Annotated in this window: 19 protein-coding genes; 11 read left to right on the top strand and 8 right to left on the bottom strand. The window is 73.9% G+C overall.

Features of this window, described 5'->3' with window-relative positions:
* Nucleotides 1–16 precede the first annotated feature (16 nt).
* A complete protein-coding gene (locus tag QK442_RS03880; RefSeq protein WP_282692353.1) occupies nt 17–859 on the top strand; it encodes a DUF817 domain-containing protein in 843 nt (280 codons plus the stop codon).
* Here QK442_RS03880 and QK442_RS03875 read toward each other — a convergent pair.
* Nucleotides 806–2,089: an alpha/beta fold hydrolase gene (locus tag QK442_RS03875; RefSeq protein ID WP_282692352.1), complete on the bottom strand. Its 1,284-nt coding sequence runs from the start codon at nt 2,087–2,089 to the stop codon at nt 806–808. The genes QK442_RS03880 and QK442_RS03875 overlap by 54 nt on opposite strands.
* A 172-nt stretch (nt 2,090–2,261) precedes the next feature.
* Here QK442_RS03875 and QK442_RS03870 point away from each other — a divergent pair, with 172 nt between their 5' ends.
* The 5 genes from QK442_RS03870 to QK442_RS03850 all read left to right on the top strand — a co-directional run bounded on the left by QK442_RS03870 (nt 2,262) and on the right by QK442_RS03850 (nt 7,992).
* Complete coding sequence (locus QK442_RS03870; RefSeq protein ID WP_282692351.1) at nt 2,262–4,013, top strand: ABC transporter substrate-binding protein; 1,752 nt, start codon at nt 2,262–2,264, stop codon at nt 4,011–4,013.
* A gap of 13 nt (nt 4,014–4,026) precedes the next feature.
* Entirely contained in the window at nt 4,027–4,977 is a 951-nt protein-coding gene (locus QK442_RS03865) for an ABC transporter permease (protein ID WP_282692350.1), read from the top strand.
* The gene (locus QK442_RS03860; RefSeq protein ID WP_282692349.1) at nt 4,974–5,960 is read left to right on the top strand and encodes an ABC transporter permease; all 987 of its coding nucleotides are present in this window, start codon (nt 4,974–4,976) and stop codon (nt 5,958–5,960) included. Before QK442_RS03865 ends, QK442_RS03860 begins: the two co-directional genes overlap by 4 nt.
* Nucleotides 5,960–6,991 carry an ABC transporter ATP-binding protein gene (locus tag QK442_RS03855; protein ID WP_282692348.1) on the top strand — a complete coding sequence of 344 codons (1,032 nt, stop codon included), beginning with the start codon at nt 5,960–5,962 and terminating at the stop codon, nt 6,989–6,991. The genes QK442_RS03860 and QK442_RS03855 overlap by 1 nt, the downstream gene beginning before the upstream one ends.
* Before the next feature lie 68 nt (nt 6,992–7,059).
* On the top strand, nt 7,060–7,992 hold the full coding sequence (locus QK442_RS03850) for an oligopeptide/dipeptide ABC transporter ATP-binding protein (RefSeq protein WP_282692461.1): 933 nt from the start codon (nt 7,060–7,062) through the stop codon (nt 7,990–7,992).
* 53 nt (nt 7,993–8,045) lie between these two features.
* Here QK442_RS03850 and QK442_RS03845 read toward each other — a convergent pair whose 3' ends face one another.
* Both QK442_RS03845 and QK442_RS03840 read right to left on the bottom strand, forming a co-directional pair.
* Entirely contained in the window at nt 8,046–9,455 is a 1,410-nt protein-coding gene (locus QK442_RS03845; protein ID WP_282692347.1) for an amidase, read from the bottom strand.
* Between the two features lie 84 nt (nt 9,456–9,539).
* Nucleotides 9,540–9,992, bottom strand: coding sequence for an Lrp/AsnC family transcriptional regulator (locus QK442_RS03840; protein ID WP_282692346.1), 453 nt, complete (start codon nt 9,990–9,992; stop codon nt 9,540–9,542).
* Nucleotides 9,993–10,108: 116 nt separating this feature from the next.
* Here QK442_RS03840 and QK442_RS03835 point away from each other — a divergent pair, with 116 nt between their 5' ends.
* Nucleotides 10,109–10,744, top strand: a complete 636-nt coding sequence (locus QK442_RS03835) for a LysE family translocator (protein WP_282692345.1) — start codon at nt 10,109–10,111, stop codon at nt 10,742–10,744.
* A gap of 28 nt (nt 10,745–10,772) precedes the next feature.
* Here the strand turns inward: QK442_RS03835 and QK442_RS03830 are convergent, their stop codons facing one another.
* The gene (locus tag QK442_RS03830; protein WP_282692344.1) at nt 10,773–11,300 is read right to left on the bottom strand and encodes a hypothetical protein; all 528 of its coding nucleotides are present in this window, start codon (nt 11,298–11,300) and stop codon (nt 10,773–10,775) included.
* Between the two features lie 303 nt (nt 11,301–11,603).
* Here QK442_RS03830 and QK442_RS03825 point away from each other — a divergent pair, with 303 nt between their 5' ends.
* The 4 genes from QK442_RS03825 to QK442_RS03810 all read left to right on the top strand — a co-directional run bounded on the left by QK442_RS03825 (nt 11,604) and on the right by QK442_RS03810 (nt 14,908).
* A complete protein-coding gene (locus tag QK442_RS03825) occupies nt 11,604–12,128 on the top strand; it encodes a toxin-antitoxin system HicB family antitoxin (RefSeq protein ID WP_282692343.1) in 525 nt (174 codons plus the stop codon).
* 105 nt (nt 12,129–12,233) lie between these two features.
* Nucleotides 12,234–13,076, top strand: a complete 843-nt coding sequence (locus QK442_RS03820; protein ID WP_282692342.1) for a DUF4097 family beta strand repeat-containing protein — start codon at nt 12,234–12,236, stop codon at nt 13,074–13,076.
* An 81-nt stretch (nt 13,077–13,157) separates the two neighbouring features.
* A complete protein-coding gene (locus QK442_RS03815; protein WP_282692341.1) occupies nt 13,158–14,123 on the top strand; it encodes an ATP-binding cassette domain-containing protein in 966 nt (321 codons plus the stop codon).
* Nucleotides 14,120–14,908, top strand: a complete 789-nt coding sequence (locus QK442_RS03810) for an ABC transporter permease (protein WP_282692340.1) — start codon at nt 14,120–14,122, stop codon at nt 14,906–14,908. The genes QK442_RS03815 and QK442_RS03810 overlap by 4 nt, the downstream gene beginning before the upstream one ends.
* Before the next feature lie 16 nt (nt 14,909–14,924).
* Here the strand turns inward: QK442_RS03810 and QK442_RS03805 are convergent, their stop codons facing one another.
* The 4 genes from QK442_RS03805 to QK442_RS03790 form a co-directional block, all read right to left on the bottom strand.
* A complete protein-coding gene (locus QK442_RS03805) occupies nt 14,925–19,127 on the bottom strand; it encodes a HEAT repeat domain-containing protein (RefSeq protein ID WP_282692339.1) in 4,203 nt (1,400 codons plus the stop codon).
* 89 nt (nt 19,128–19,216) lie between these two features.
* Nucleotides 19,217–20,794 carry a DEAD/DEAH box helicase gene (locus QK442_RS03800; protein WP_282692338.1) on the bottom strand — a complete coding sequence of 526 codons (1,578 nt, stop codon included), beginning with the start codon at nt 20,792–20,794 and terminating at the stop codon, nt 19,217–19,219.
* A gap of 118 nt (nt 20,795–20,912) precedes the next feature.
* On the bottom strand, nt 20,913–21,116 hold the full coding sequence (locus QK442_RS03795; protein ID WP_031013754.1) for a cold-shock protein: 204 nt from the start codon (nt 21,114–21,116) through the stop codon (nt 20,913–20,915).
* Between the two features lie 173 nt (nt 21,117–21,289).
* Nucleotides 21,290–22,117, bottom strand: a complete 828-nt coding sequence (locus tag QK442_RS03790; protein WP_282692460.1) for a TetR/AcrR family transcriptional regulator C-terminal domain-containing protein — start codon at nt 22,115–22,117, stop codon at nt 21,290–21,292.
* Between the last annotated feature and the right edge of the window lie 309 nt (nt 22,118–22,426).

Raw genomic sequence — 22,426 nt, 5'->3', positions numbered from 1 at the left:
GCGCGTCCCCTCTCCCATGGACTCCCCGACCGCCCCGATCGCACACGGCCTCCGCCGGACCCGGCTCCCGCACGCCCTCCGCCAGCTCCTGCGCTTCGCGCTGCTCGAAGCGCGCTGCTGCGCCTTCGCCGTCGCGCTCGTCGGCGGCATCGCGGTGTCGGCGCTCCTGCCCGACCTGCCCGTCGCCCGCTACGACCTGCTCCTCGGCTACGGGATCGCGCTCACCGTCCTGGCCTGGCGGCTCGGCTGGGACAGCGGGCGGGACGTCGCGGTCATCGCGGTCTGCCATCTGATCGGCCTGCTCTTCGAACTGGTCAAGGTCCGCATGGGGTCCTGGAGCTATCCGGAGGACGCGGTCACCAAGTTCGGCGGCGTCCCGCTCTACGGCGGCTTCCTGTACGCGGCCGTCGGCAGTTACGTCTGCCGCGCCTGGCGCCTGTTCGACCTGCGTCTGACCGGCTACCGGCCCCGGGTCATGGCGGTCCTCGCCGGGGCGGTCTACCTCAACTTCTTCAGCCACCACTGGCTGCCCGACGCCCGCTGGGTGCTGGCGGCGCTGCTGCTCCTCGCCACCGCCGGCACCTGGGTCCGGTTCCGGGTCGGCGAGGAGGACCACCGGATGCCGCTCGCGCTCTCCTTCGTCCTCATCGGCTTCTTCCTCTGGATCGCGGAGAACGCCGCCACCTACGTCGGCGCCTGGAGCTATCCGGACCAGCTCGACGGCTGGCAGCCGGTCTCCGTCGCCAAGTTCGGCGCCTGGGCGCTCCTCATCACCGTCACCTTCGCGCTGGTCGCCGGGAGGGCGTCAGACCCGGCCGGCCGCCATGTCCATGAGCCGGGCGAGCACTCGGCCGCCTGAGGCGTTGAGGCCGTCGTGCTCCCACTCGTTGGTGACCCAGGCGCGGGCGGCGCCGATCCGGCGGGCGGTGTCGAGGGAGAGACCGGCGTCCACGTACATGTCGTCGTGGTAGACGACGGCGGCGAGCGGCACCTCGTTGGCGGCGAGGCGCCCGAGGTCGTACAGCGGGGGCCAGTCGGCGCGGGCGGCGAGCAGGTCGGCGGCCTCGGCGAAGGGGCGAAGCCCGGCGATCTCCCGGAACATCCAGGGGTACATCATCTCGCCGGTGAGCAGCGGGAGTTCGGCGTCCCCGGCGCCCTCTTCCTCCTTGGCGAAGTCGGGGTGGTCGGCGAGGGCGCGGTGGGCGGCCCAGCCGGTGGGCCCGGCGCCCTGTCCGTACAGGCTCTCCTGGAGGACGGCGAAGAGCGGGTTGTCGGTGAAGCCGGTCAGGGTCATGACCTGGTGGAGGAAGGTGTCCGTGGGGGTGCCGTCCGGGTCCAGGGCCTCGTCGAGCAGCCAGTGCAGGCGCTCGAACCCGTCCCCCATGCCGAGCATGAGGCCGAGGGTGCGCAGGCGGTGTGGGGTGAGCCGGTCGCCGTCCGGCAGGCGGACGTCGGCGGCGGCGAGGTGGTCGAGCAGCCCGCGCAGGCGGCCGGCGTCCTCGGGGTAGCGGGCGTAGAAGTCGAGGACCCGGTCGCGGACGCGCGGGTAGGTGCGGGCGTAGACGTCGTCGGCGGTGGCGGTGAGGCCGGGCAGGCCGCCGGCGACGTAGCAGGCGCGCAGGCCCCGGGGCGCGCGGGAGAGGTAGGTGAGGGTGAGGAAGCCGCCGTAGCTCTGGCCGAGGGTCTCCCAGGGGGTGTCGCCGCAGAGGCGGCGGCGTATCAGCTCGGCGTCGTCGACGATGGCGTCCGCCCGGAAGTGGCCGAGGTGGGCGGCGAGCCGTTCCGGGCTGTCGAAGCGGGCGGCGGCGCGGGCGGTGACGGGGGTGGAGCGGCCGGTGCCGCGCTGGTCGAGCAGGAGGACCCGGTGGGTCTTCAGGGCGTGCGGCAGCCAGCCGGGCGAACCGGCGGTGGGGCGCGGGGACTTGCCGCCGGGGCCGCCCTGGAGGAAGAGCAGCCAGGGCAGTTCCTCGCCGGCGCGGGCGGGGTCGGCGACCTCGCGGGCGAAGACCTCCAGGGTGGGGCCGTCGGGGCGGGCGTGGTCGAGGGGGAGGGTGAAGGTGTGGTCGGTGGTGGCGTACGCGGGGTGCATGAGGGCTCCTCCCTGGGCGGCCCGCCGGACACGGATGCATAACGGACGGGTCCGGGGCGGTCCAATGGCTTGTCAGTACAATTTCACATTACTATGTTACGGGTCACATTCCGGCCGCTCTGGCTGTCCGACCACTCTGCACGCCCTGCAGCTCTTCCTCGGAGTGACCTTCATGAACAAGCGCACCCGCACCCTGGCCACCGCCCTGGTGTCCGCCCTCGCCCTCGGCCTCTCGGCCTGCTCCGACGGCTCGTCCGGCGACTCCACCGGTGACCGGGAACGGAAGAACCCCGCCGCGGCCAACGCCGGCGCGGTCCTCGGCGGCACCCCGCAGAAGGGCGGCACCCTCACCGTCCTGTCCAACCAGGACTTCACCCACCTCGACCCGGCCCGCAACTGGGTCATGCCCGACATGGACTTCGGCACCCGGCTGCTCTACCGCACCCTCGTCACCTACAAGGCCGAGCCCGGCGCCAAGGGCACCGAGCTCGTCCCCGACCTCGCCGAGGACCTCGGCACCCCCTCCAACGGGGCGAAGACCTGGACCTTCCGCCTCAAGCCCGGCCTGAAGTACGAGGACGGCACCCCGATCACCGCCCAGGACGTCAAGTACAACGTCGAGCGGTCCTTCTCCCCCGACCTGCCCGGCGGCCCCGACTACGCGGCCCGCTACCTCGCCGGCGCCGAGGGCTACCAGGGCCCCGCGCAGGGCAAGCACCTCGACTCGGTGAAGACCCCCGACGCCCGCACGATCGTCTTCGAACTCCGCACGCCCTTCGCCGAGTTCCCCTTCGCCGCGACCCTGCCGACCTTCTCGCCGGTGCCCAAGGCGCAGGACAAGGGACCCCAGTACGACAACCGGCCGTTCTCCTCGGGGCCGTACAAGATCGAGACGTACTCCCGGGGCAAGCAGATCGTCCTGGCCCGCAACACCCACTGGGACCCGGCGACGGACCAGGTCCGCAAGGCGTACCCGGACCGGATCGTCGTCACCATGGGCCTGAAGGGCGGCCAGGTCGACGACCGGCTCATCGCCTCCTCCGGCGCCGACGCCTCCGCCGTCCCGTGGGCCTCCCTCCGCCCCGAGTCCACCCCGAAGGTGCTCACCAAGCCCGACGTGAAGGCCCGGCTGCTCGCCGAGTCCAGCAGCTGCACCGACATGCTCCAGATGCACACCGGCCGGGCCCCCTTCGACAACGTGAAGGTCCGGCAGGCCGTACAGCACGCCCTCGACCGCGAGGCCGTCATCACCGCCGTCGGCGGCCCGGCCCTCAACGACGCCTCCACCGCCACCATGCCCGGCTCCCTCTTCGACGGCGGCAAGCAGCCCGACACCCTGAAGATCCCGCTCACCGGTGACGTCGAGAAGGCCAAGCAGCTGCTCAAGGAGGCCGGGAAGGCCGACGGCTTCTCCACCAGCATCATCGTCTCCACCGGCGACAAGGCCGTCGGCGAGGCCGTCCAGCAGTCCCTGGGCCGGGCCGGCATCAAGGTGACCATCGAGACCGTCGACCCGTCCGCCTTCTACGACACCATCGGCGACACCAAGAACCGCACCGACCTCGTCTACACCGGCTGGTGCCCGGACTACCCCTCCGGCTCCACCTTCCTGCCCTTCGTCTTCGACGGCCGCTACATCAAGGAGAAGGGCAACTCCGGCAACCACTCGCTCTTCCGCGACGACGCCACCATGAAGCGCATGGACGAGATCGCCACCATGACCGACGCCGCCCAGGCGAACAAGGCGTGGCAGGAGCTCGACGGGCAGATCCTCGCCAAGGCCCCGGTCGTCCCCGTCGCCACGAAGCGCCGCACCCTCCTCGTCGGCACCAACATCGCCGGCGCCTTCGGCCACGCCTCGTACGGCGGCCAGCTCGACTACGCGACGGTCGGCCTCAAGGACCCGTCGAAGAGCGCGAACTGAAGGACGCCCCTCCATGACCACCCCGACCACGACCGTCACGGCCACCGCCTCCCCGCCCGCGGGTGAGGGCGGCGGGGCCTGGCGGCTCGTCCTCGCCGAACTGCGCCGCCGCGCCTCCCTCAAGGTCTCGCTCGCCGTCGTCGTCCTCTTCGCGGTGATGGCCGCGGCCGCCCCGCTGATCTCCGCGCTGGGCGGCTGGGGCCCGGAGGAGTTCGACAAGTCCGCCGTCGACCCGTACCTCGGCGGACTGCCGCTCGGGTCGTTCGGCGGGGTCTCCGCCGAGCACTGGCTCGGCGTCGAACCCGTCACCGGCCGCGACCTGTTCGCCCGGGTCGTGCACGGCGCCCAGGTCTCGCTGCTCATCGCCTTCGCCGCCACCGCGATCGTCGTCCTGGCCGGCACCACGGCCGGGATCGCCGCCGGCTACTTCGGCGGCCGCACCGACACCGTGCTGTCCCGGCTGATGGACCTCACGATGTCCTTCCCCTCCCTCATCTTCATGATCGCGATGATGTCGGTGGCCCGGGACGTCAACCGGATCCTCCTGATGGTCCTCGTCATCGGCCTCTTCGGCTGGCCCGGCGTCGCCCGGGTCGTCCGCGGCCAGACCCTCTCGCTCAAGCACCGCGAGTACGTCGACGCGGCCCGCGTCGGCGGCTCCGGCCCCTGGCGGATCCTCGCCCGCGACATCCTCCCGGGCGTCGCGGGGCCCGTCATCGCGTACACCACGCTGATGATCCCCGGGATGATCGCCACCGAGGCCGCGCTCAGCTACCTCGGCGTCGGAGTCCGCCCGCCGACCCCGTCCTGGGGCCAGATGATCGCGGAGAGCGTCGCCTACTACGACACGGACCCCATGTACTTCCTCGTCCCGAGCCTCTGCCTCTTCCTCACCGTGCTGGCGTTCACCCTCCTCGGCGACGCGCTGCGCGACGTCCTCGATCCCCGGGGGAGCCGTACGTGATCCTCTACCTCGGCCGCCGGCTCCTCGGGATGCTCGGCGTCCTCCTCGCCATCGCCGCCGTCACCTTCACCATCTTCTACGTCCTGCCGTCCGACCCGGCCGCCGCCGCCTGCGGCAAGGCGTGCAGCGACGAGCGTCTGGAGGCGATCCGCGCCAGCATGGGCCTCGACGCCCCGCTGTGGCGCCAGTTCGCCGACTTCGTCACCGGGGTCTTCACCGGCCGGACCATGGGATCCGGGCAGTACACCCTGACCTGCGACTTCCCCTGCCTCGGCTACTCGTACGAGAACAGCGAGGGCGTCTGGGACCTGCTCGTCGACCGGCTCCCGGTCTCCGCCTCGCTCGCCACCGGTGCCGCCGTGCTCTGGCTGGCCCTCGGCCTCACCGCCGGGGTCACGGCGGCGCTCCGCAAGGACACCCTCACCGACCGGGCCCTCATGGTCGGCGCGGTCGCCGCCGCCTCCCTGCCCGTCTACTTCACCTCCGTCCTCCTCATCTACGGGATGATCCGGCTCACCGGACTGCTCCCCTACCCGCAGTACGTCCCCTTCGCCTCCGACCCGCTGGCCTGGGCCTCCAACCTGCTGCTGCCGTGGCTGGCGCTCGCGATCCTGTACGCCGCGATGTACGCCCGGCAGAGCCGCGGCGCCATGATCGAGTCCATGGCGGAGCCGTACATCCGCACCGCCCGCGCCAAGGGCCTGCCGCGCCGCACGGTCGTCGTCAAGCACGGCCTGCGGGCCGGGATGACCCCGATCCTCACCATCTTCGGCATGGACCTCGGCGGGCTCCTCGCCGGCGCCGTCATCACCGAGTCCCTCTTCGGACTGCCCGGCGTCGGACGCCTCTTCTACGGGGCGCTCACCACCGGCGACCAGCCCGTCATCCTCGGGGTGACGCTGCTCGCCGCCACCTTCATCGTCGTCGCCAACCTGGTCGTGGACCTGCTGTACGCCGTCGTCGACCCGCGAGTGAGGTACTGATGGCCGACACCGCACCGCTCCTGACGGTCCGGGACCTCAGCGTCACCTTCCCGACCCCGCGCGGCCCCGTCCGGGCCGTGGACTCCCTCTCCTTCGACGTGCCGCACGGCCGCACCCTCGGCATCGTCGGCGAGTCCGGCTCCGGCAAGTCCGTGACCTCGCTCGCCGTCATGGGCCTGCACACCGGCGCCGAGGTCACCGGCTCCGTCGTCCTCGACGGACGCGAACTCGTCGGCCTGCCCGACCGGGAGCTGAACCGGCTGCGCGGCCGGCGGATGGCGATGATCTTCCAGGACCCGCTGTCCAGTCTCCACCCGTACTACACGGTCGGCGAGCAGATCGCCGAGCACCACCGGGTCCACTTCGGCACCCGGCGGGCCGCCGCCCGCGCCCGGGCCGTCGAGGCCCTGGCCGAGGTCGGCATCCCCGAGCCGAAGCGCAGGGCGGGCGAGTACCCGCACCAGTTCTCCGGCGGCATGCGGCAGCGGGTCATGATCGCGATGGCGCTCGTCTGCGAACCGGACCTGCTCATCGCCGACGAGCCGACCACCGCGCTCGACGTCACCGTGCAGGCCCAGATCCTCGATCTGCTCGCCCGGCTCCAGGAGGAGCGCCGCCTCTCCGTCGTCATGATCACCCACGATCTGGGCGTGGTGGCCCGGGTCGCCCACGAGGTGCTCGTGATGTACGGCGGTCGGGCCGCCGAACAGGCCCCGGTGGACACCCTGTTCGGCGCTCCCGCGCACCCGTACACCCGGGGGCTGCTCGACTCGCTGCCGCGGCTCGACGACCCCGACGACGTACCGCTGCGGGCCATCCCCGGCAGTCCACCGTCCCTCCTCGCCCCCGCGCCCGGCTGCGCCTTCGCGCCCCGCTGCGCCCGCGCGGCGGCCGGCACGCCCGAGGAGCGGGAGCGGTGCGCGACCGAACGGCCCGCCCTCGGCGGCCCCGAAGGCCATCTCGCCGCCTGCCACTTCGCCGCCCTCCCCACCTCTCCCACCTCTCCCGCGCACGAAGGGGTAGCCCCGTGAGCACGACCGTCCCCCTTCCCCGTACGGAGTCCGAACCGCCGCCGCTGCTGCGGGTACGGGACCTCGCCATGACCTTCCCGGGGCGCCGCCGCTCGGCGCCCGTGCGGGCCGTCGACGGGGTCGGCTTCGACCTGGCGGCGGGCGAGACCCTCGGTCTGGTCGGCGAGTCCGGCTGCGGCAAGTCGACCACCGGCCGGATGATCGTCCGGCTCCTGGAACCGACCGCCGGCTCCGTCGAGTACGACGGCCGGTCCATCGCCCACCTCTCCCAGCGGGCCCTCAAACCGCTCCGCCGCGAGATCCAGATGGTCTTCCAGGACCCGCACTCCTCGCTCAACCCCCGGCAGTCGGTGGCCCGGATCATCGCCGATCCGCTGCTGGTGCAGGGGAGTTCGGCGGCGGACGCCCGCAAGCGGGCGCTGGAGCTGATGGAGCTGGTCGGGCTCATCCCCGAGCACGCCGACCGCCACCCGCACGAGTTCTCCGGCGGCCAGGCCCAGCGCATCGGCATCGCCCGCGCGCTGGCGACGGGCCCCCGGCTCGTCGTCGCCGACGAACCGGTCTCCGCCCTCGACGTCTCCGTGCAGGCGCAGATCGTCAACCTGATGGAACGGCTCCAGGCCGAACTGGGCCTCGCCTACCTGTTCATCGCCCACGACCTGTCGGTGGTCAAGCGGGTCTGCGACCGGGTCGCGGTGATGTACCTCGGCCGGATCGTCGAGATCGGTGCCAAGCAGCAGGTGTACGAGTCCCCCGCCCACCCCTACACCCGGGCGCTGCTCTCCGCCGTGCCGCTCCCGGACCCGGCGGCCGAGCGGGCCCGCGAGCGCATCACCCTCCTCGGTGACCCGCCGAGCCCGGCCGCTCCCCCGCCGGGCTGCACCTTCCACCCGCGCTGCCCGAAGGCCCAGGCGATCTGCCGCACCGAGGCACCGCCCCTGCGGACGCTCGCCGAAGGCGAACCCCGGGAGGTGGCCTGCCACTTCCCTGAGCAGGACTGACCGGCCCGAGGGGGGCCGACCGTCCCCCCGGGGGGGGGAGCCCGGGGGCGCCGTCAGGCGTCCTGGAGGCGGCGGAAGGGCCGCTCGGCCTCCAGGGCGAAGGCGGTTTCCAGGAGGGTGCGTTCGCTGCCGGGGCGGCCGGAGAGGAGGACGCCGACGGGCAGGCCGTCGGCGGTGGTGCGGGCGCTGGGCAGCGAGAGCGACGGGGTGCCGACCACGTTGTCGACGGGGGTGTAGGCGACGTACTCCAGGATCCGCCCGACCAGGACGGGGTACGGGACGACCGGGCTGAGGTGGCCGATCGGGGGTGTGGTGTGGGCGAGGACGGGGGTGAGGACGAGGTCGAGACCGCGGAAGGCGGCCGCGTACGCCTCCTTGGTCCGCTTGAGCCGGCGCACCACGCCCGGGGTGTCCCGCCAGCGCTTCAGGTACTCCTCGCGCAGCCCCCGGCTGAGGCCGTCCATGCGGTGGCGGTCGAAGTCGGCGCCGAGGGTGCGGCCCGTGGCGCCGAGGAGGAAGGAGAGCATGCCCCAGTAGGTGAGGAAGTCCTCCGTGAAGCGCGGGTCGAGGTCCATCCCGACCGGTTCGACGGTGTGGCCGAGGCCGCGGAGGGTGTCGGCGGTGCCGGTGACGGCGGCGCGGGTGTCGTCGTCGCAGCGGACGCCGTTGGGCGAGTCGAGCAGGAAGCCGATGCGCAGCCGGCGGTCGGAGGGGCCCTCGACGAGGCCGACCGGCGGCAGTTTCGGGTTGCGGTGGTGGCGTTCGGCGGCGGCGAGGAAGGCGGCGGAGTCCCGGACCGTGCGGGTGACGACGCCGTCGGCGACGATGTCGACGGGCAGCCGGCGGCTCTGGTCGTTGCCGACGAGCCGGCCCCGGGTGGGCTTGAGGCCGACGAGTCCGCAGCAGGCGGCGGGGATCCGGATGGAGCCGCCGCCGTCGTTGGCGTGGGCGAGGGGGACGGCTCCGGCGGCGACGAGCGCGGCGGCGCCGCCGGAGGAGCCGCCCGCTGAGTGGCCGGTGTGCCACGGGTTGCGGACCGGTTCGGCGTTCTCGTACTCGGTGGCCGGGCTGAAGCCGAACTCGGGCAGCCGGGTCTTGCCGAGGACGGTGACGCCGGTGCTGAGGAGCTGCCGGACGAAGGGCGCGTGCCGGCGGGCGGGCCGGGGGGTGAAGGCGGCGCTGCCGTGGCCGGTGGGCAGGCCCGCGTAGTCGGTGTTGTCCTTGACGAGGGTGGGGACGCCGGCGAAGGCCCCGCCCGTGGAGCCGCCGAGTGCCGGGGGGTCGAGCGGGGTCTGCACCGCATGGAGCTCCTCGACCGCCCGGAGGCGGGCGGCCGCGTCCCGGGCGGCCTCGGCGGGGCTGACCTCGCGCCGCCGGATGGCCTCGGCCAGGCCGACGGCGTCGTGCTCCCCGAGGGAGTCGTCCCGGAACGCGTGCACCGTGGTCCGCTTCTCGAAAGTCACCGCTGTCTCAGCCCCCGGGTCGGTCGTGTACGGATGCCGCCATCATGGCGTACCCGCGGGTAACACGCGAGACCGGCCACGCCGTTACTCGGGCAGGGGGCGGTCGTGGACGACGTTCTTCATCACGAGGGTGGAGGTCAGCCGCTGGACTCCGGGCAGCCGGGCGAGCCGCTGGTCGTAGAGCTGCTGGAAGGCGGCCAGGTCGGTGGTGGCGACCCGGAGCAGGTAGTCGGGCTCACCGAACAGGCGCTGGGCCTGGAGGACGTGCGGGACGGCGGCCACGGCCTCCTCGAAGGCGGTGACGGTGTCGGGGGTCTCCCAGCGCAGGGTGACGAAGACGAGCGCCTCGAAGTTCAGGCCGACGGCGGCCGGGTCGACCACGGCGCGGTAGCCGAGGATGGCGCCGCCGCGTTCGAGGTCGCGCAGCCGCCGGTGGCAGGGCGAGACGCTGAGCCGCACACGCGCGGCCAGTTCGGTGACGGTCAGACGGCCGTCGAGCTGCAGTTCGGTAAGAATCTTCCGGTCCAGGGCGTCCATGGAGAAGATTTTCCCTCACATCGCGGGACCACTGGGTAAATACGCAAACACCTTCGGACGTATCCGGCCTAGCCTCCCCTTCGCAACAAGAAAGTGCGAGAGGGAACGAACGATCGATGGATACGACGACGCTGGCGGCCTTCCTGGCGGTGGACCTGCTCCTGGTGGTCACCCCCGGCGCGGACTGGGCCTACGCGATCTCCGCAGGTCTGCGGGGCCGCTCCGTCGTCCCGGCCGTCACGGGGCTGCTCGTCGGCCACACGGCCTACGCCCTGGCGGCCGTCGCGGGCCTGGCGGTGATCATGGCGAGCTCCCCGACGGCGCTCACCGTCCTGACCGCCGCCGGCGCCGGCTATCTGCTGTGGCTGGGCTGGGGCGTCCTGCGACAGCCGACCGTACCGGCGGCCGCCGGCGAGAGCGCGGCCGCCGGAGGAAGCGCGGCGGCCTCCCGGGTCCAGGTCATGCTCAAGGGGGCCGGGACCAGCGGCCTGAACCCGAAGGCACTGCTGCTGTACTTCTCACTGTTCCCGCAGTTCATCGAGCCCGCCACGGGCTGGCCGGTCGCCGCTCAGACCGGGCTGCTCAGCACGGTGCACCTGACCGCGTGCGCCGTCGTCTACCTCACCGTCGGCGTCCTGGCCCGCACGCTCCTGAGCACCCGCCCCTCGGCCGCCCGGGCCGTCACCCGCGTCAGCGGCGCCATGATGCTCCTCATCGGCGCCCTCCTGCTCGCGGAATGCCTGGCCGGCTGAGCGGGCCGCCCCGACGGCCCGGAGGGCGTCACCGGCCGACCCGGTCGCCGCTCACCAGCAGGAGCAGGCCGCACAGGCCGCCGACGAGGTGACTCGTCACCGCCCAGGCGCCCTGACCTGCGGCCATCAGCACGAGGAACGCGACGACCGACAGGGTCAGACCGACGGCGGCGACCCGCCGCACACGCGTACCGGTGTCCCACTCGCGGCGCAGCGGTCCGGAGCTCCGCCAGGTCCACCAGAGGATGACCCCGACGAACAGCACCAGGGGCACCGCGATCCAGGCGGGCGCCATGGGCGGCCCCTGCGGACCGACGGGACCCGCCTCTCCGCGCCACAGGCCGAGAAGCCCGAGGGCCAGGACGATGGGGCCGATCACCGCGAACGCACCCGCCACGGCCCGGAGGAAGCCGACGCCCAGGACCGGCGTCCGCGACCCGGCGAAGGGGGTGGCCGCCTGGGTGATCGCGTGGAAGCGGTGGGCCGCGCCCCGGAAGTCCGAGGCGATGACCACCCCGAAGGCCGTGGCGAGCACTCCCCAGAAGACCTCGAACATCCCGCCCCGCTTTCCTGCTGTCCCTCACCCACGCCCCCGGTACCGGGGAGTCGGGACAAGGTAGGCAGGTCGGACCACGGGCCGCCCTACCGGCCCACGGCAATGTACGACCCCCTGGAGTGCCGGACTCCGTCACGGGGGCACCGCTCCGGCACCGCTCCGGCACCACCTGGCACCACCTGGCACCACCTGGCACCGCCTGGCGCCATCCAGCACCACGGATGGCACCACCCGATGCCACTTGATGCCACATGGCGCCACCGCGGGTTGCATATGGCGCCATGATGATGCCATGATGGCGTCATGGACCTCACCCCGTATGTCGACAGCCTCCGCCGCGAACTCGCGGTGGCCGCCGAAGCCGGTGGCGACGCGGCCCGCGAGCTGGCCGAGCGGCTCACCGCCCCCCTGGAGTCGGCGGCCCGCCTGACCATGCTCAACGTGCTCTCCGCCGCCACGGACGAGATCACCCGTGAACTCGCCCCGGGATCGGTCGACGTACGGCTCCGCGGTCTCGACCCGGACTTCGTGGTGACGCGGCCGCCCGCCGACAGCGGCGCCCCCGTGGAGCCGCCGGGGCCCGCCGAGCCGCCCGTGACGCCGACCGTCGTCCCCGAGGGGGACGAAGGCGCCGTCGCCCGCGTCAACCTGCGCCTTCCGGCCCACCTCAAGGCCCGGGCCGAGGAGGCCGCGAGCCGCGAGGGACTGTCGGTCAACGCCTGGCTGGTACGGGCGGTGTCGGCGGCGCTCGACGGCGGCGGCGCCCGGCCGCGTACGGCGGAGAAGCCCCGGACCATCGGACAGAGCATCACGGGCTGGGTGCGGTAACCCGGCCCCCGCCCGCACCACCGGTTCACCCGCACCGCCACTGGTTCACCCACACCACGTCCCACCTGCGGGGACGCTCCAGAGACTCAAGAGGACGGGACAGCCATGCCTTCTTTCGACACCCCCGCACCGATCTCCGCCACGGCCCGCGTCGAGGCCGGCTCCATCCAGTTCATCGCCGGCGACCGCACGGACACGACCGTCCAGGTGCTGCCGCGCAACACCAAGAAGGACCTGGACGTGCGGACCGCCGACCAGACCGAGGTCTCGTACGCGAACGGCACGCTGACCGTCCGGACGCCCAAGGCGAACCTGTTCGGCCGCACCGGCGTCGTCGACGTGACGGTCGAGCTGCCGACGGGCTCGCGGGTCGACCTGGACGGCGCCTGGACCCAGGTGCTCTGCGAGGGGCGGCTCGGCGAGGTCCGCGTGAAGACCTCCGCCGGTGACGCCCGGCTCGACACCACCGGCCCGCTGCACCTGACCGCCTCGCACGGCTCGATCAGCGTGGACCGCGTCGAGGGCCCGGCCGAGATCACCACCAGCTCCGGCAGCGTGCGCGTCGGCCTGGTCGACGGCCACGCGGTCCTGAAGAACTCGCACGGCACCACCACCGTCGGCGCCGTCACCGGCGAGCTGCGGGTGAGCGGCGCCCACGGCGACATCACGGTCGGCCGCGCCGAGAACTCGGTCGTCGCCACCACCGCGCACGGCACCGTGAGCATCGGCGAGGTCGCCCGCGGAACGGTCCGGCTGGAGACGAACTACGGCGCCATCGACGTCGGCGTCCGCGAGGGCACGGCCGCGTGGCTCGACGCCACCTCGGGCTCCGGCCAGGTGCGCAACGGGCTCACCGCCTCCGACGCGCCGGAGGAGACCGAGGAGACCGTCAAGGTCCGCGCCCGCACCCGCCACGGCAACATCGACATCCGCCGCGCCCGCGTCTGAGCCACGACGGCGCCGCCCCCTCCCCTTCCCACCCTCCCCCGCCTTCGATCGGAGGCCCCCATGCCTTCTTCTGTCATGCCCATGTCCAATTCCGTGCCCGGTCAAGGGGGTGGCCGCCCCGGCCCGGCCGCCATCGCGGTGAACGGTCTGCGCAAGTCGTACGGCGACAAGGCCGTCCTCGACGGGGTCGACCTGACCGTCCCCGAAGGAACGGTCTTCGCCCTGCTCGGCCCCAACGGCGCCGGCAAGACCACCGCCGTGAAGATCCTCTCCACCCTCATCGCCCCCGACGCGGGCCACGTCCGCGTCGGGGGCCACGACCTGGCCACCCACGCCCACCGGATCCGTGCCGCGATCGGCGTCACCGGCCAGTTCTCCGCCGTCGACGGCCTGATCACCGGCGAGGAGAACATGCTCCTCATGGCCGACCTCCACCACCTGCCCCGGGCCGAGGGCCGCCGCGTCGCGGCCGAGCTCCTCGAACGCTTCGACCTCACCGAGGCGGCGAGGAAACCGGCCTCCACCTACTCCGGCGGCATGAGGCGCCGCCTCGACATCGCCATGACCCTGGTCGGTGGCCCCCGCATCATCTTCCTCGACGAGCCGACCACCGGCCTCGACCCGCGCTCGCGCCACAACATGTGGCAGATCATCCGCGAACTCGTCGCCGGCGGCGTCACCGTCTTCCTCACCACCCAGTACCTGGAGGAGGCCGACGAACTCGCCGACCGCATCGCCGTCCTCAACGGCGGCCGCATCGTCGCCGAAGGCACCGCCGACCAGCTCAAGCGCCAGATCCCCGGCGGCCACGTCCGCCTCCGCTTCACCGACCCCGCCGTCTACCGGACCGCGGTCACGACCCTCCAGGTGGCCACCCGGGACGACGAGTCCCTGACGCTCCAGATCCCCAGCGGCGGCAGCCAGCGCGAACTGCGCTCCCTCCTCGACTGGCTGGACTCCACGGGCGTCGAGGCCGACGAGCTCACCGTCCACACCCCCGACCTCGACGACGTCTTCTTCGCCCTCACCCAGGAGGCCTCCCGATGAGCACCCTCACCCTCGCCGTCCGCGACGCGCACACGATGCTCCGGCGCAACCTCCTGCACGCCCGGCGCTATCCCTCCCTCACCCTGAACCTGCTGCTCACCCCCGTGATGATGCTGCTGCTCTTCGTCTACGTCTTCGGTGACGTGATGAGCGCCGGCATGGGCGGCGGCGCGGACCGCTCCGCGTACATCGCCTACGTGGTGCCCGGCATCCTCATGATGACCGTCGGCGGCACGGTGGTGGGGACGGCGGTCTCCGTCTCCAACGACATGACCGAGGGCATCGTCGCCCGCTTCCGCACGATGGCGATCCACCGCCCCTCGATCCTCGTCGGCCACGTCGTCGGCAGCGTCCTCCAGTGCCTCATGAGCGTCCTCCTCGTCGGCGCCGTCGCCGTCGCCGTCGGCTTCCGCTCCACCGACGCCACCGCCCTGGAATGGCTCGCCGCCTTCGGCCTCACGGCCCTGGTCGCCCTCGCGCTCACCTGGATCGCGGTCGGCATGGGCCTCGTCTCCCCCAACGCGGAGGCGGCCAGCAACAACGCCCTCCCACTGGTCGTCCTCCCCCTGATCTCCAGCGCGTTCGTCCCGGTCGACTCCATGCCGGGCTGGTTCCGGCCGATCGCCGAGTACCAGCCCTTCACCCCCGCCATCGAGACCCTCCGCGGCCTCCTCCTCGGCACCGGGATCGGCCACAACGGCTGGCTCGCCCTCGCCTGGTGCGCCGCCCTCACCGTCCTCGGCTACCTCTGGTCCACCAAGACCTTCCGCAAGGACCCCAAGTAGCCTCCCGCGTCCCGGTCTACCGAGCCGCCGTCTCCCCCTCCCCGACACGCGCGAGCAGCCTCTCGTAGGCGGCCCGGCGGTCCGGGCGGGCGTGGGCGGCGGCTCGGCGCAGTGAGGGAACGGACTCCCGGCCCGCATGCAGGACCGCCTCCTCCGCCGTCCGCCGCACGGTGGGCCGGCCGTGGTCGAGGAGGGCGACGAAGACGGGGACCGCCGGCCGCCACCGTGCCCGCGAGAGCACCCGGATCGCGCCACGGACGACATCGGGGCGCGGATCGTCGAGCAGGACCTCGGTCAGCCGCAGATGGGTCTCCCGGTCGAGCAGCGCCCGCGACACGCGATGCGCGTGGAGCCGTACCCCGGCCACCGGGTGCGACAGCAGCTCCCGCAGCGGCTCCGCGAGGCGCGTCGGCTCGAACTCGGCGGCGTGCTCGGTCAGCTGGGCCAGGGCGCGCCGGACCCGCAGGGGTTCGGGCGACCGCAGCAGCGTGACCAGCTCCTCGTACGGGAGCGAGGAGGCGGGCGCGGCCGGTGCCGGGGCGCGTTCGCGCAGGGCACGGAGGGCGGCCGCCTGCCGTTCGGCGGCTTCCGGGCCGTGCGGCGGGCCGTCGACGAGGACGAGACCGGCCTCCGGATGGCGCTCGCTCAGCCGGTCGAGGGCCGGGGTGCGCCGCAGCGACCGACCGGCGAGCAGCACGAGCAGCCCCGGGGCGGCCCCGCTTTCCAGGTGCCCGGCCAGGAGATCGGCGGGCGGCCGCCGCAGGGCGGTGAACGCGTCCGCGCGTGCGCCCTCCGGCCCGTGCCGCCACAGGTGCAGGAGGACGGGCAGCAGGGACGGGAGCCGTCGTACGTCGCAGGCGGTGGCGGCGATCCGGGCGACGCGGTCGGGCCGTACCCCGTCGCCGAGCAGGGACGCGGGGTCGGTCTCCGCGAGCGCGTGGCCCAGCGCGGTGCGGAGCGCGGGGTCGGCGGGCTCGTCGATCCGCCCGCGCAGATACACGTCGAGGACGGTGGCGCGGACGTCCGGCTCGGGCCAGGCGAGGAGGGCACGCGCCGCCGTGTTCCGCCGGTCCGGCGCGTCGGAGGCGAGGAGGGCGAGCAGGCGTTCCCGCTGAGCGGCGGAGCGGGGCTGGTCCAGGTCGGCGGGGCGGGCGACACGCGCCGGGGAGACCTCGGCGCGGGCCGTCTCCGCGAGGGTCCACGGCGGTACGGCCAGGGGCTGAAGCTCCGTCATCCAGTCGACGAGCGCGGCCCGGACGTCCGGCGGAGCGCCGGCTTGTACGTCGACGAGGGCGGCGAGCAGTTCACGGGAGCCGACAGCGGCAGACCGTTCCCGGTGGGCGGCGAGCTCCGGCACGCTCCGTACGGCGGCGACGAGTTCGCCGTACCAGGGCGGTCGGGGCCCCGCCTCGCCGATCCCGAACGTCTCGCGCAGCAGACGGGCCCGGGCGGCCTCCGGGTCCGACGCCAGGGCGGCGGCGGCGAGTTCGCGGTCGAGGTCGGCGCGGACGGGGACCGCGCCGACGAGCCGGAGCAGCGGAAGGGTGGAGCGGCGGCCCGGGCGACAGGGCGGCAAGGCCCGTTCACCGGCGGCGACTTCGGCGGCGAGGCCGGGGCGCGGATGGGGAGCGGCCGCCTCCAGGAGCGCGATCAGGGTGTCCCGTGCCTCGCCTTCCGCCTCCGCGAGGCCGTCGAGGAGGACCGTGACGTGACGGGCGAACGCGTCCCGTTCGTGGACCTCCCACGGGCCGGGGCAGACCCGGTTCGGCAGCACGCCGAGGACGGCCCGGCGCGCCCGCGCCGAAGTACCGGCGAGTTCCAGCCAGTCGCGGAGGTACGGGCGCAGCTCACGGAGGTACGCGGCCCGGTGCCCGGCGGCGGGCGTGTGGCGTTCGGCAAGGCGCAGGGCGGCGTCCGGATCCCAGCCGTCCCCCGTCAGACGACGAAGGTCCGTCTCATCCGGGTCCGGGTCCGGTGTGGTGGGGAGCGCGGCGAGGAGCCGGTCACCGACACGGGTGTCGGTCGCGCGGTCCGCCGCGGCGGTGACCGTGGCGGTGAGGGTGTCGCCGAGGAGGGCGCGCAGGGCGTCGAGGAGGTGGGTGCGCAGGCCGGGGTTGTCGTCGTGCCCGAGGCGGTGGAGGAGGTGCGGTACGGCCCGGGCCGTACCGGCGGTGGCGAGGGCGCGGGCCGCCGTCTTGCGGACGTTCATGGCGGGGTGGCCGAGGCAGGCGGAGAGGGCGTCCGACGCCCAGCGGGCACCGGCGTCGCCGAGGGCGCCCAGGGTCTGGCGTACGGTCTGCGGGTCGCGGTCCGGGCCGGTGAGGGCGAGCAGCGTCGCCGACACGGCCTCGACGCCGTCGCCGGTGCCGTCCCGCGCGAGGAGCGCGACGGCGTGCTTGCGGACGTGCCGGTCGGGGTGGCGCAGATGGCGGTGGACCCGGGGCCGGATCCGGTGGTGCGGCGCCTGCGGGAGGTCGAGCAACAGCCGGAGCAGGACGCGCTGTTCGCCCGCCGTGAGTCCGGGCCGGTCCAGCAGCCCGAGGGCCAGGTCGGCGGCGAGCGCCTGTCCGGCGGTCGCGGCGTCTGAGGCGTCCAGGAGGCACAGCGGCCGGATCCGGCGGCGCGCGTACCACCGCCTCCCGAGGCCGACCAGCGCGCTCACGGCCTCGGGCGGCACGGCGGGTTCGGCGTCGGGCACGGGCCCGGCGGCGCCGGGCTCCCACGCCGCGGCCGCCTCTCCGGCGATCCGCAGCAGCAGGTCGGCGAGGACGGGAAGGCCGCCCGCGTCGGCGTGCTCGGCGATCCGCCGGAGGGCGTCGACGGGCCGGTCCGGATCCAAGTGAAGGGAGAGGAGGGCGAGTTCGCGCTCGTCGGGTCCGCCGAGGTCGGCGGCGATCCGGGCGGGCAGCTCGGCGCCGTCGATCCGCGCGAGCAGCCGCCGCCGGACGCCGGGATCCGTGGTGAGCAGCCAGACCAGTTCCAGGGCCCGCGGCCGGAAGGCCCGTACGGCGCGCTCGACGTCCTCGGAGGCGGGCGCGTCACCGGGCCGCGCGACGCCGTCGAGGACATCGGGACCGAGGGCCGCCGCCAGGACGCGTACGGTCCGGTCGCCGCCCACGGCCTCCAGCGCGTCGAGCGCGTCGGCGGGCGCGTGCGGAAGGGCGTCGAGGACGGCGTCCTCGGTCGCCGGGTCGCGGAGGGCACGCAGAGCGTGCAGGAACGGTCCCGGCTTTGCGGCGTCCGGCAGGACACGGGCGATCTCCGCGGCCACCGGCAGGTCCGCGACCCCCTGTTCGTCCAGTGCGACGAGAAGGTCGAGCCGGCGCGGCCAGTCCGGGGCGTCGGGCGCGGCGGCGACGAGCAGGCGCAGGAGAGAGCGCCGACAGGTGTAGAGGACGGTGGCCACGGCGCGGGCCGGGATCGTGTGGTCGGCGAGCGCGAGGTCCAGGACGGCCGGAAGGTCCGCGTCGGTGACGAAGTGTCCGCGCCGGTGCAGGGCGCGCAGGCAGTCCACCGCCGGACCGCCGAGGAGCAGCGGACCCGTGCCGGCGAGAGCCAGGACGGCAGGCACGTCGTCGCGCCGGGCGGTCTCGCCGTACAGGGCCAGGGCGCGCCGGCGTACGCGGGGCGCCACGTCCGGATCCCCGGCGGCCCGCCACAGCGGCCCGCCGTGCCCATGGGCCACGGCGACGGCGAGCGCGGCCTCGGCGGTGGCGGGCGCGAGCAGCCGCTCGGGAAGCTCGGCCGCCAACGGCTCGGCCACGGCCCAGGGTTCGGCGAGCCCGGCGAGCGCCCCGTTCACCACGGCGGCGGACGCCGCCCCCGTCAGACCGCTCAGCACCTCGCGCACGAACCCGGGGGCGAGCACTCCCTCCCGCAGCCCCTCCCGGGCAAGCCGCAGCGCCTCCCCCTCCAGAACACCGTCGCCGCTCCCCGCCAGCTCACCGACGAGCTCCGCCGAGGCCACCCCCACGCCCCGGACCGCCTGGTACAGCGCCTCCCCCCGCTCCTCGCGCCGCAGCACCGCCGGCTCCCGCACGAGCTCCGCCCCCAGCAACGCCACCCGTACGGCCGGCACCAACACCCCGGCGGGCCACCCGCGCCAGGCAACCGGCGGCTCTCCCGCAGCGACCCGGGCGAGCGCCTCCTCGGGGCTCGCGGGGACCGGTCCGGAGGGGTACGCGTGGGGGTTCGGTGTCGGGTTCGGCGTCGGGCTCACTCCCGGATCGTACGGTCCTGCCCCGGGACGACGCGGAGGGTTTTGTCACCCCTCCTCCGACGGCCCGGCGGCCCGCCCCGCGGCCGCCGTCAGCGGTCGGAGCCACCGCCGGGCGCGGAGGTGCGGCGGCGCGGACGGCGGGCGGAGCCGCGGCCCGCCTTGGCCGTGCCGTCGCCCGCTGCTCCGGCGCCGGAACCGGAACCCGACCGGCGGGCGGTGCCGCGGCCGCCCGTGGGGGTGGCGGTGGTCGAGGCCTTGGTGCCACCGCCGCTCCGGCGGCGGCGGGACGGGCGGCCGGAGCCCTGTCCGGCGCCCTCGGTCCTGCGGGCCGGGCGGGAGGCCGCAGGGGCCTGCTGCTGGGGCACCTCGATGGTGACGGCCACTCCGGAGGGTTCACGGGCGCCGGTGAGGGTGGCCAGCTCCTCGTCGCTGGACTTGAGGCGGGTCGTACGGGGGCGGATGCCCGCGTCCTTCATGAGGCGGGTGACGTCCTGCTTCTGCTCCGGCAGGACCAGGGTGACGACGCTGCCGGATCCGCCGGCGCGGGCGGTGCGGCCGCCGCGGTGGAGGTAGTCCTTGTGGTCGGCCGGCGGGTCGACGTTCACGACGAGGTCGAGGTCGTCGATGTGGATGCCGCGGGCCGCGACGTTCGTCGCCACCAGCGCGGTGACCTGGCCGGTCTTGAACTGCTCCAGGGTGCGGTTCCGCTGCGGCTGGGTGCGGCCGCCGTGCAGGGCCGCCGCGCGGACGCCGACGGACAGGAGGCGCTTGGCGAGCCGGTCCGCCGACCGCTTGGTGTCGAGGAAGAGGATCACGCGCCCGTCCCGGGCGGCGATGCGGGTGGTGACGGCCTTCTTGTCGGTCGCGTCCTGCACGTGGAGGACGTGGTGCTCCATCGTGGTCACCGCGCCGGCGGACGGGTCGACGGAGTGCACCACCGGGTCGGTGAGGAAGCGCCGTACCAGCTGGTCGATGTTGCGGTCGAGGGTGGCGGAGAAGAGCATCCGCTGCCCGTCGGGCCGCACCTGCCGGATCAGTTTGGTGATCTGCGGCAGGAAGCCCATGTCGGTCATCTGGTCGGCCTCGTCGAGGACCGTGATCCGGACGTCGTCGAGGACGCAGTCGCCGCGCTCGACGAGGTCGTTGAGGCGGCCGGGGCTCGCCACGACGACCTCGGCGCCGCGCCGCAGGGTGGCGGCCTGCTTGGTGATCGAGAGCCCGCCGACCACGGTGGCGAGCCGGAGGTTCACCGCCGTCGCGTAGGGGGCCAGGGCGTCCGTGACCTGCTGCGCGAGCTCGCGGGTGGGCACGAGGACGAGCGCCAGGGGAGCCCTGGGCTCCGCCCGCAGCCCGGCGGTGCGGGCCAGCAGCGCGAGGCCGAAGGCGAGGGTCTTGCCGGAACCGGTCCGTCCCCGCGCCAGCACGTCACGGCCGGCGAGCGAGTCGGGCAGGGTGGCGCCCTGGATGGGGAAGGGCGTGGTCACGCCCTGGGCGGTGAGGGTCGCGAGGAGCCCCGCGGGCATGTCGAGCCCGGCGAAGTCCTCCGCGGCGGGGAGGGCGGGCGTGGCGCTCTCCGGCATGCTGAACTCGCTGGACCGCGCCGGGACCGGCGCCGAAGCCTGACCGGCCGGGACACGCTTGCCCGGCTTCCGGGGCCTTCGGGACATAGGGGGGCTCTGCCTTTCCTCGTACAGCGAACAGCTTCTTCCAACGGCGAACAGCACAAACCGGGGTCCGCACCACGACGGTGCGGACCCCGGTGAGCGGCGGACGGGCGTCCGGCGATCAGGCGGGGACGATGTTCTCCGCCTGCGGGCCCTTCTGGCCCTGCGTGACGTCGAAGGTGACGCGCTGGCCTTCCTGCAGCTCACGGAAGCCCTGCGTCGCGATGTTCGAGTAGTGCGCGAACACGTCAGGACCGCCGCCGTCCTGCTCGATGAAGCCGAAGCCCTTCTCCGAGTTGAACCACTTCACGGTTCCCTGTGCCATGACCTTCTCCTTCTGTAGGCAGAGGCCCCATCCGGAGATGCCGGAAAACGAATAATGCGCCTGCGGAAAAGCATTCCGGTCAGGCGCACATAGGTTCATGGGTACCACAACTGCAACACTTTTAGAGTAACACGCCCCGGCCCGGATGGCGGGCCCCGCACCACATCGCGGCCTCACAGCCTCCGCTCCTGCGCCCGGGGCGCGTCCGGCGCGCCACGGCGGACGAGGGCCTCGATGCCGTCGAGCAGGACGGCCAGCCCGGCGTCGAAGGTCTCGGTGGCCTCCCGTTCCAGGTACGGCCCTTCCGGGTCGGGCGGGGCCGCCGCGGCCTCCGTGGAGAGTCGGACGACCGCCGGGAAGCGCGCGGCGAAGTCGGGCACGACCTCCTCGAAGGCCGCGGAGCGGGCGGCCCACCAGTCCTCGTCGGAGACCCCGGTGGCGGTGGCGGCCTGCCGGAGGTCGACGACCGTCTGCGCGGCGCCCCGGACGTGGTTGACCAGGGTGCCGACGAGCCGCCGCAGCGCCTGCGCGCTCAGCCCGGTGGAGAAGAGGATGCGGAGGAGGGTCTCCAGGACGGCGCTGTCGTTCGGCCCAAGGACCGGACGGGCCTGGGAGACCTGGAGGATCCACGGGTGGCGCAGGCAGAACGTCCGGTAGTCGTGCGCCCAGGCCGAGAGCGCGGCGCGCCAGCCGTCCGCGAGGTCGTAGTCGGTGGGCAGTTCGGCGAGGGCGCGGTCGTACATGAGGTCGACCAGCTCGCCCTTGCCTGGCACGTAGGTGTACAGCGCCATTCCGGTCCGTCCGACGCGCTTTCCCACCTCGCGCATGGAGACCGCGGAGATTCCGGAGGTGTCGGCGAGGGCGATCCCGGCGTCCACGATCGCGTCGACGGTCAGTCCGGGCCGGGGGCCCGGGCCGCTCCGGGCGGCCGCCTCACCGGGAGTGCGCCACAGGAGGGCCAGGGAACGGCGGAAATCCCCCTGGCCGGCGAATACGACCACCACGACCCTTTCGATCGGCGCGGGATCCGGACGGCCTTGACCTTACCGCACGGCCGCTTCACGCCATTTCCCGACGGCCGTCCCGAATTCCTCGCGCGCCATTCAGAACAAGGAGGGTGCGCCGCCGGCCGGCGAGTCCGCGCTCTCCACAGGCCTGCCCCGGCACGGCGTGGGGCTCGGGGAGGCACCCGCAGCGCACCGGCGCCCAGGAGCGCTCGGCATCGTCCGCACTTCCGTACCGGCATCTCTTTATGGCGTAAAGTGTTGCGGCTTATGGCGTAAAGTGTTGTGGCGGCAAAAGAGCAGAGA

Origin of the sequence: Streptomyces sp. CC208A (genome assembly GCF_030010625.1) — a bacterium.
In the GTDB taxonomy this organism is placed as follows: domain Bacteria; phylum Actinomycetota; class Actinomycetes; order Streptomycetales; family Streptomycetaceae; genus Streptomyces.
This window is presented reverse-complemented; position numbering and strand designations above follow the sequence as displayed.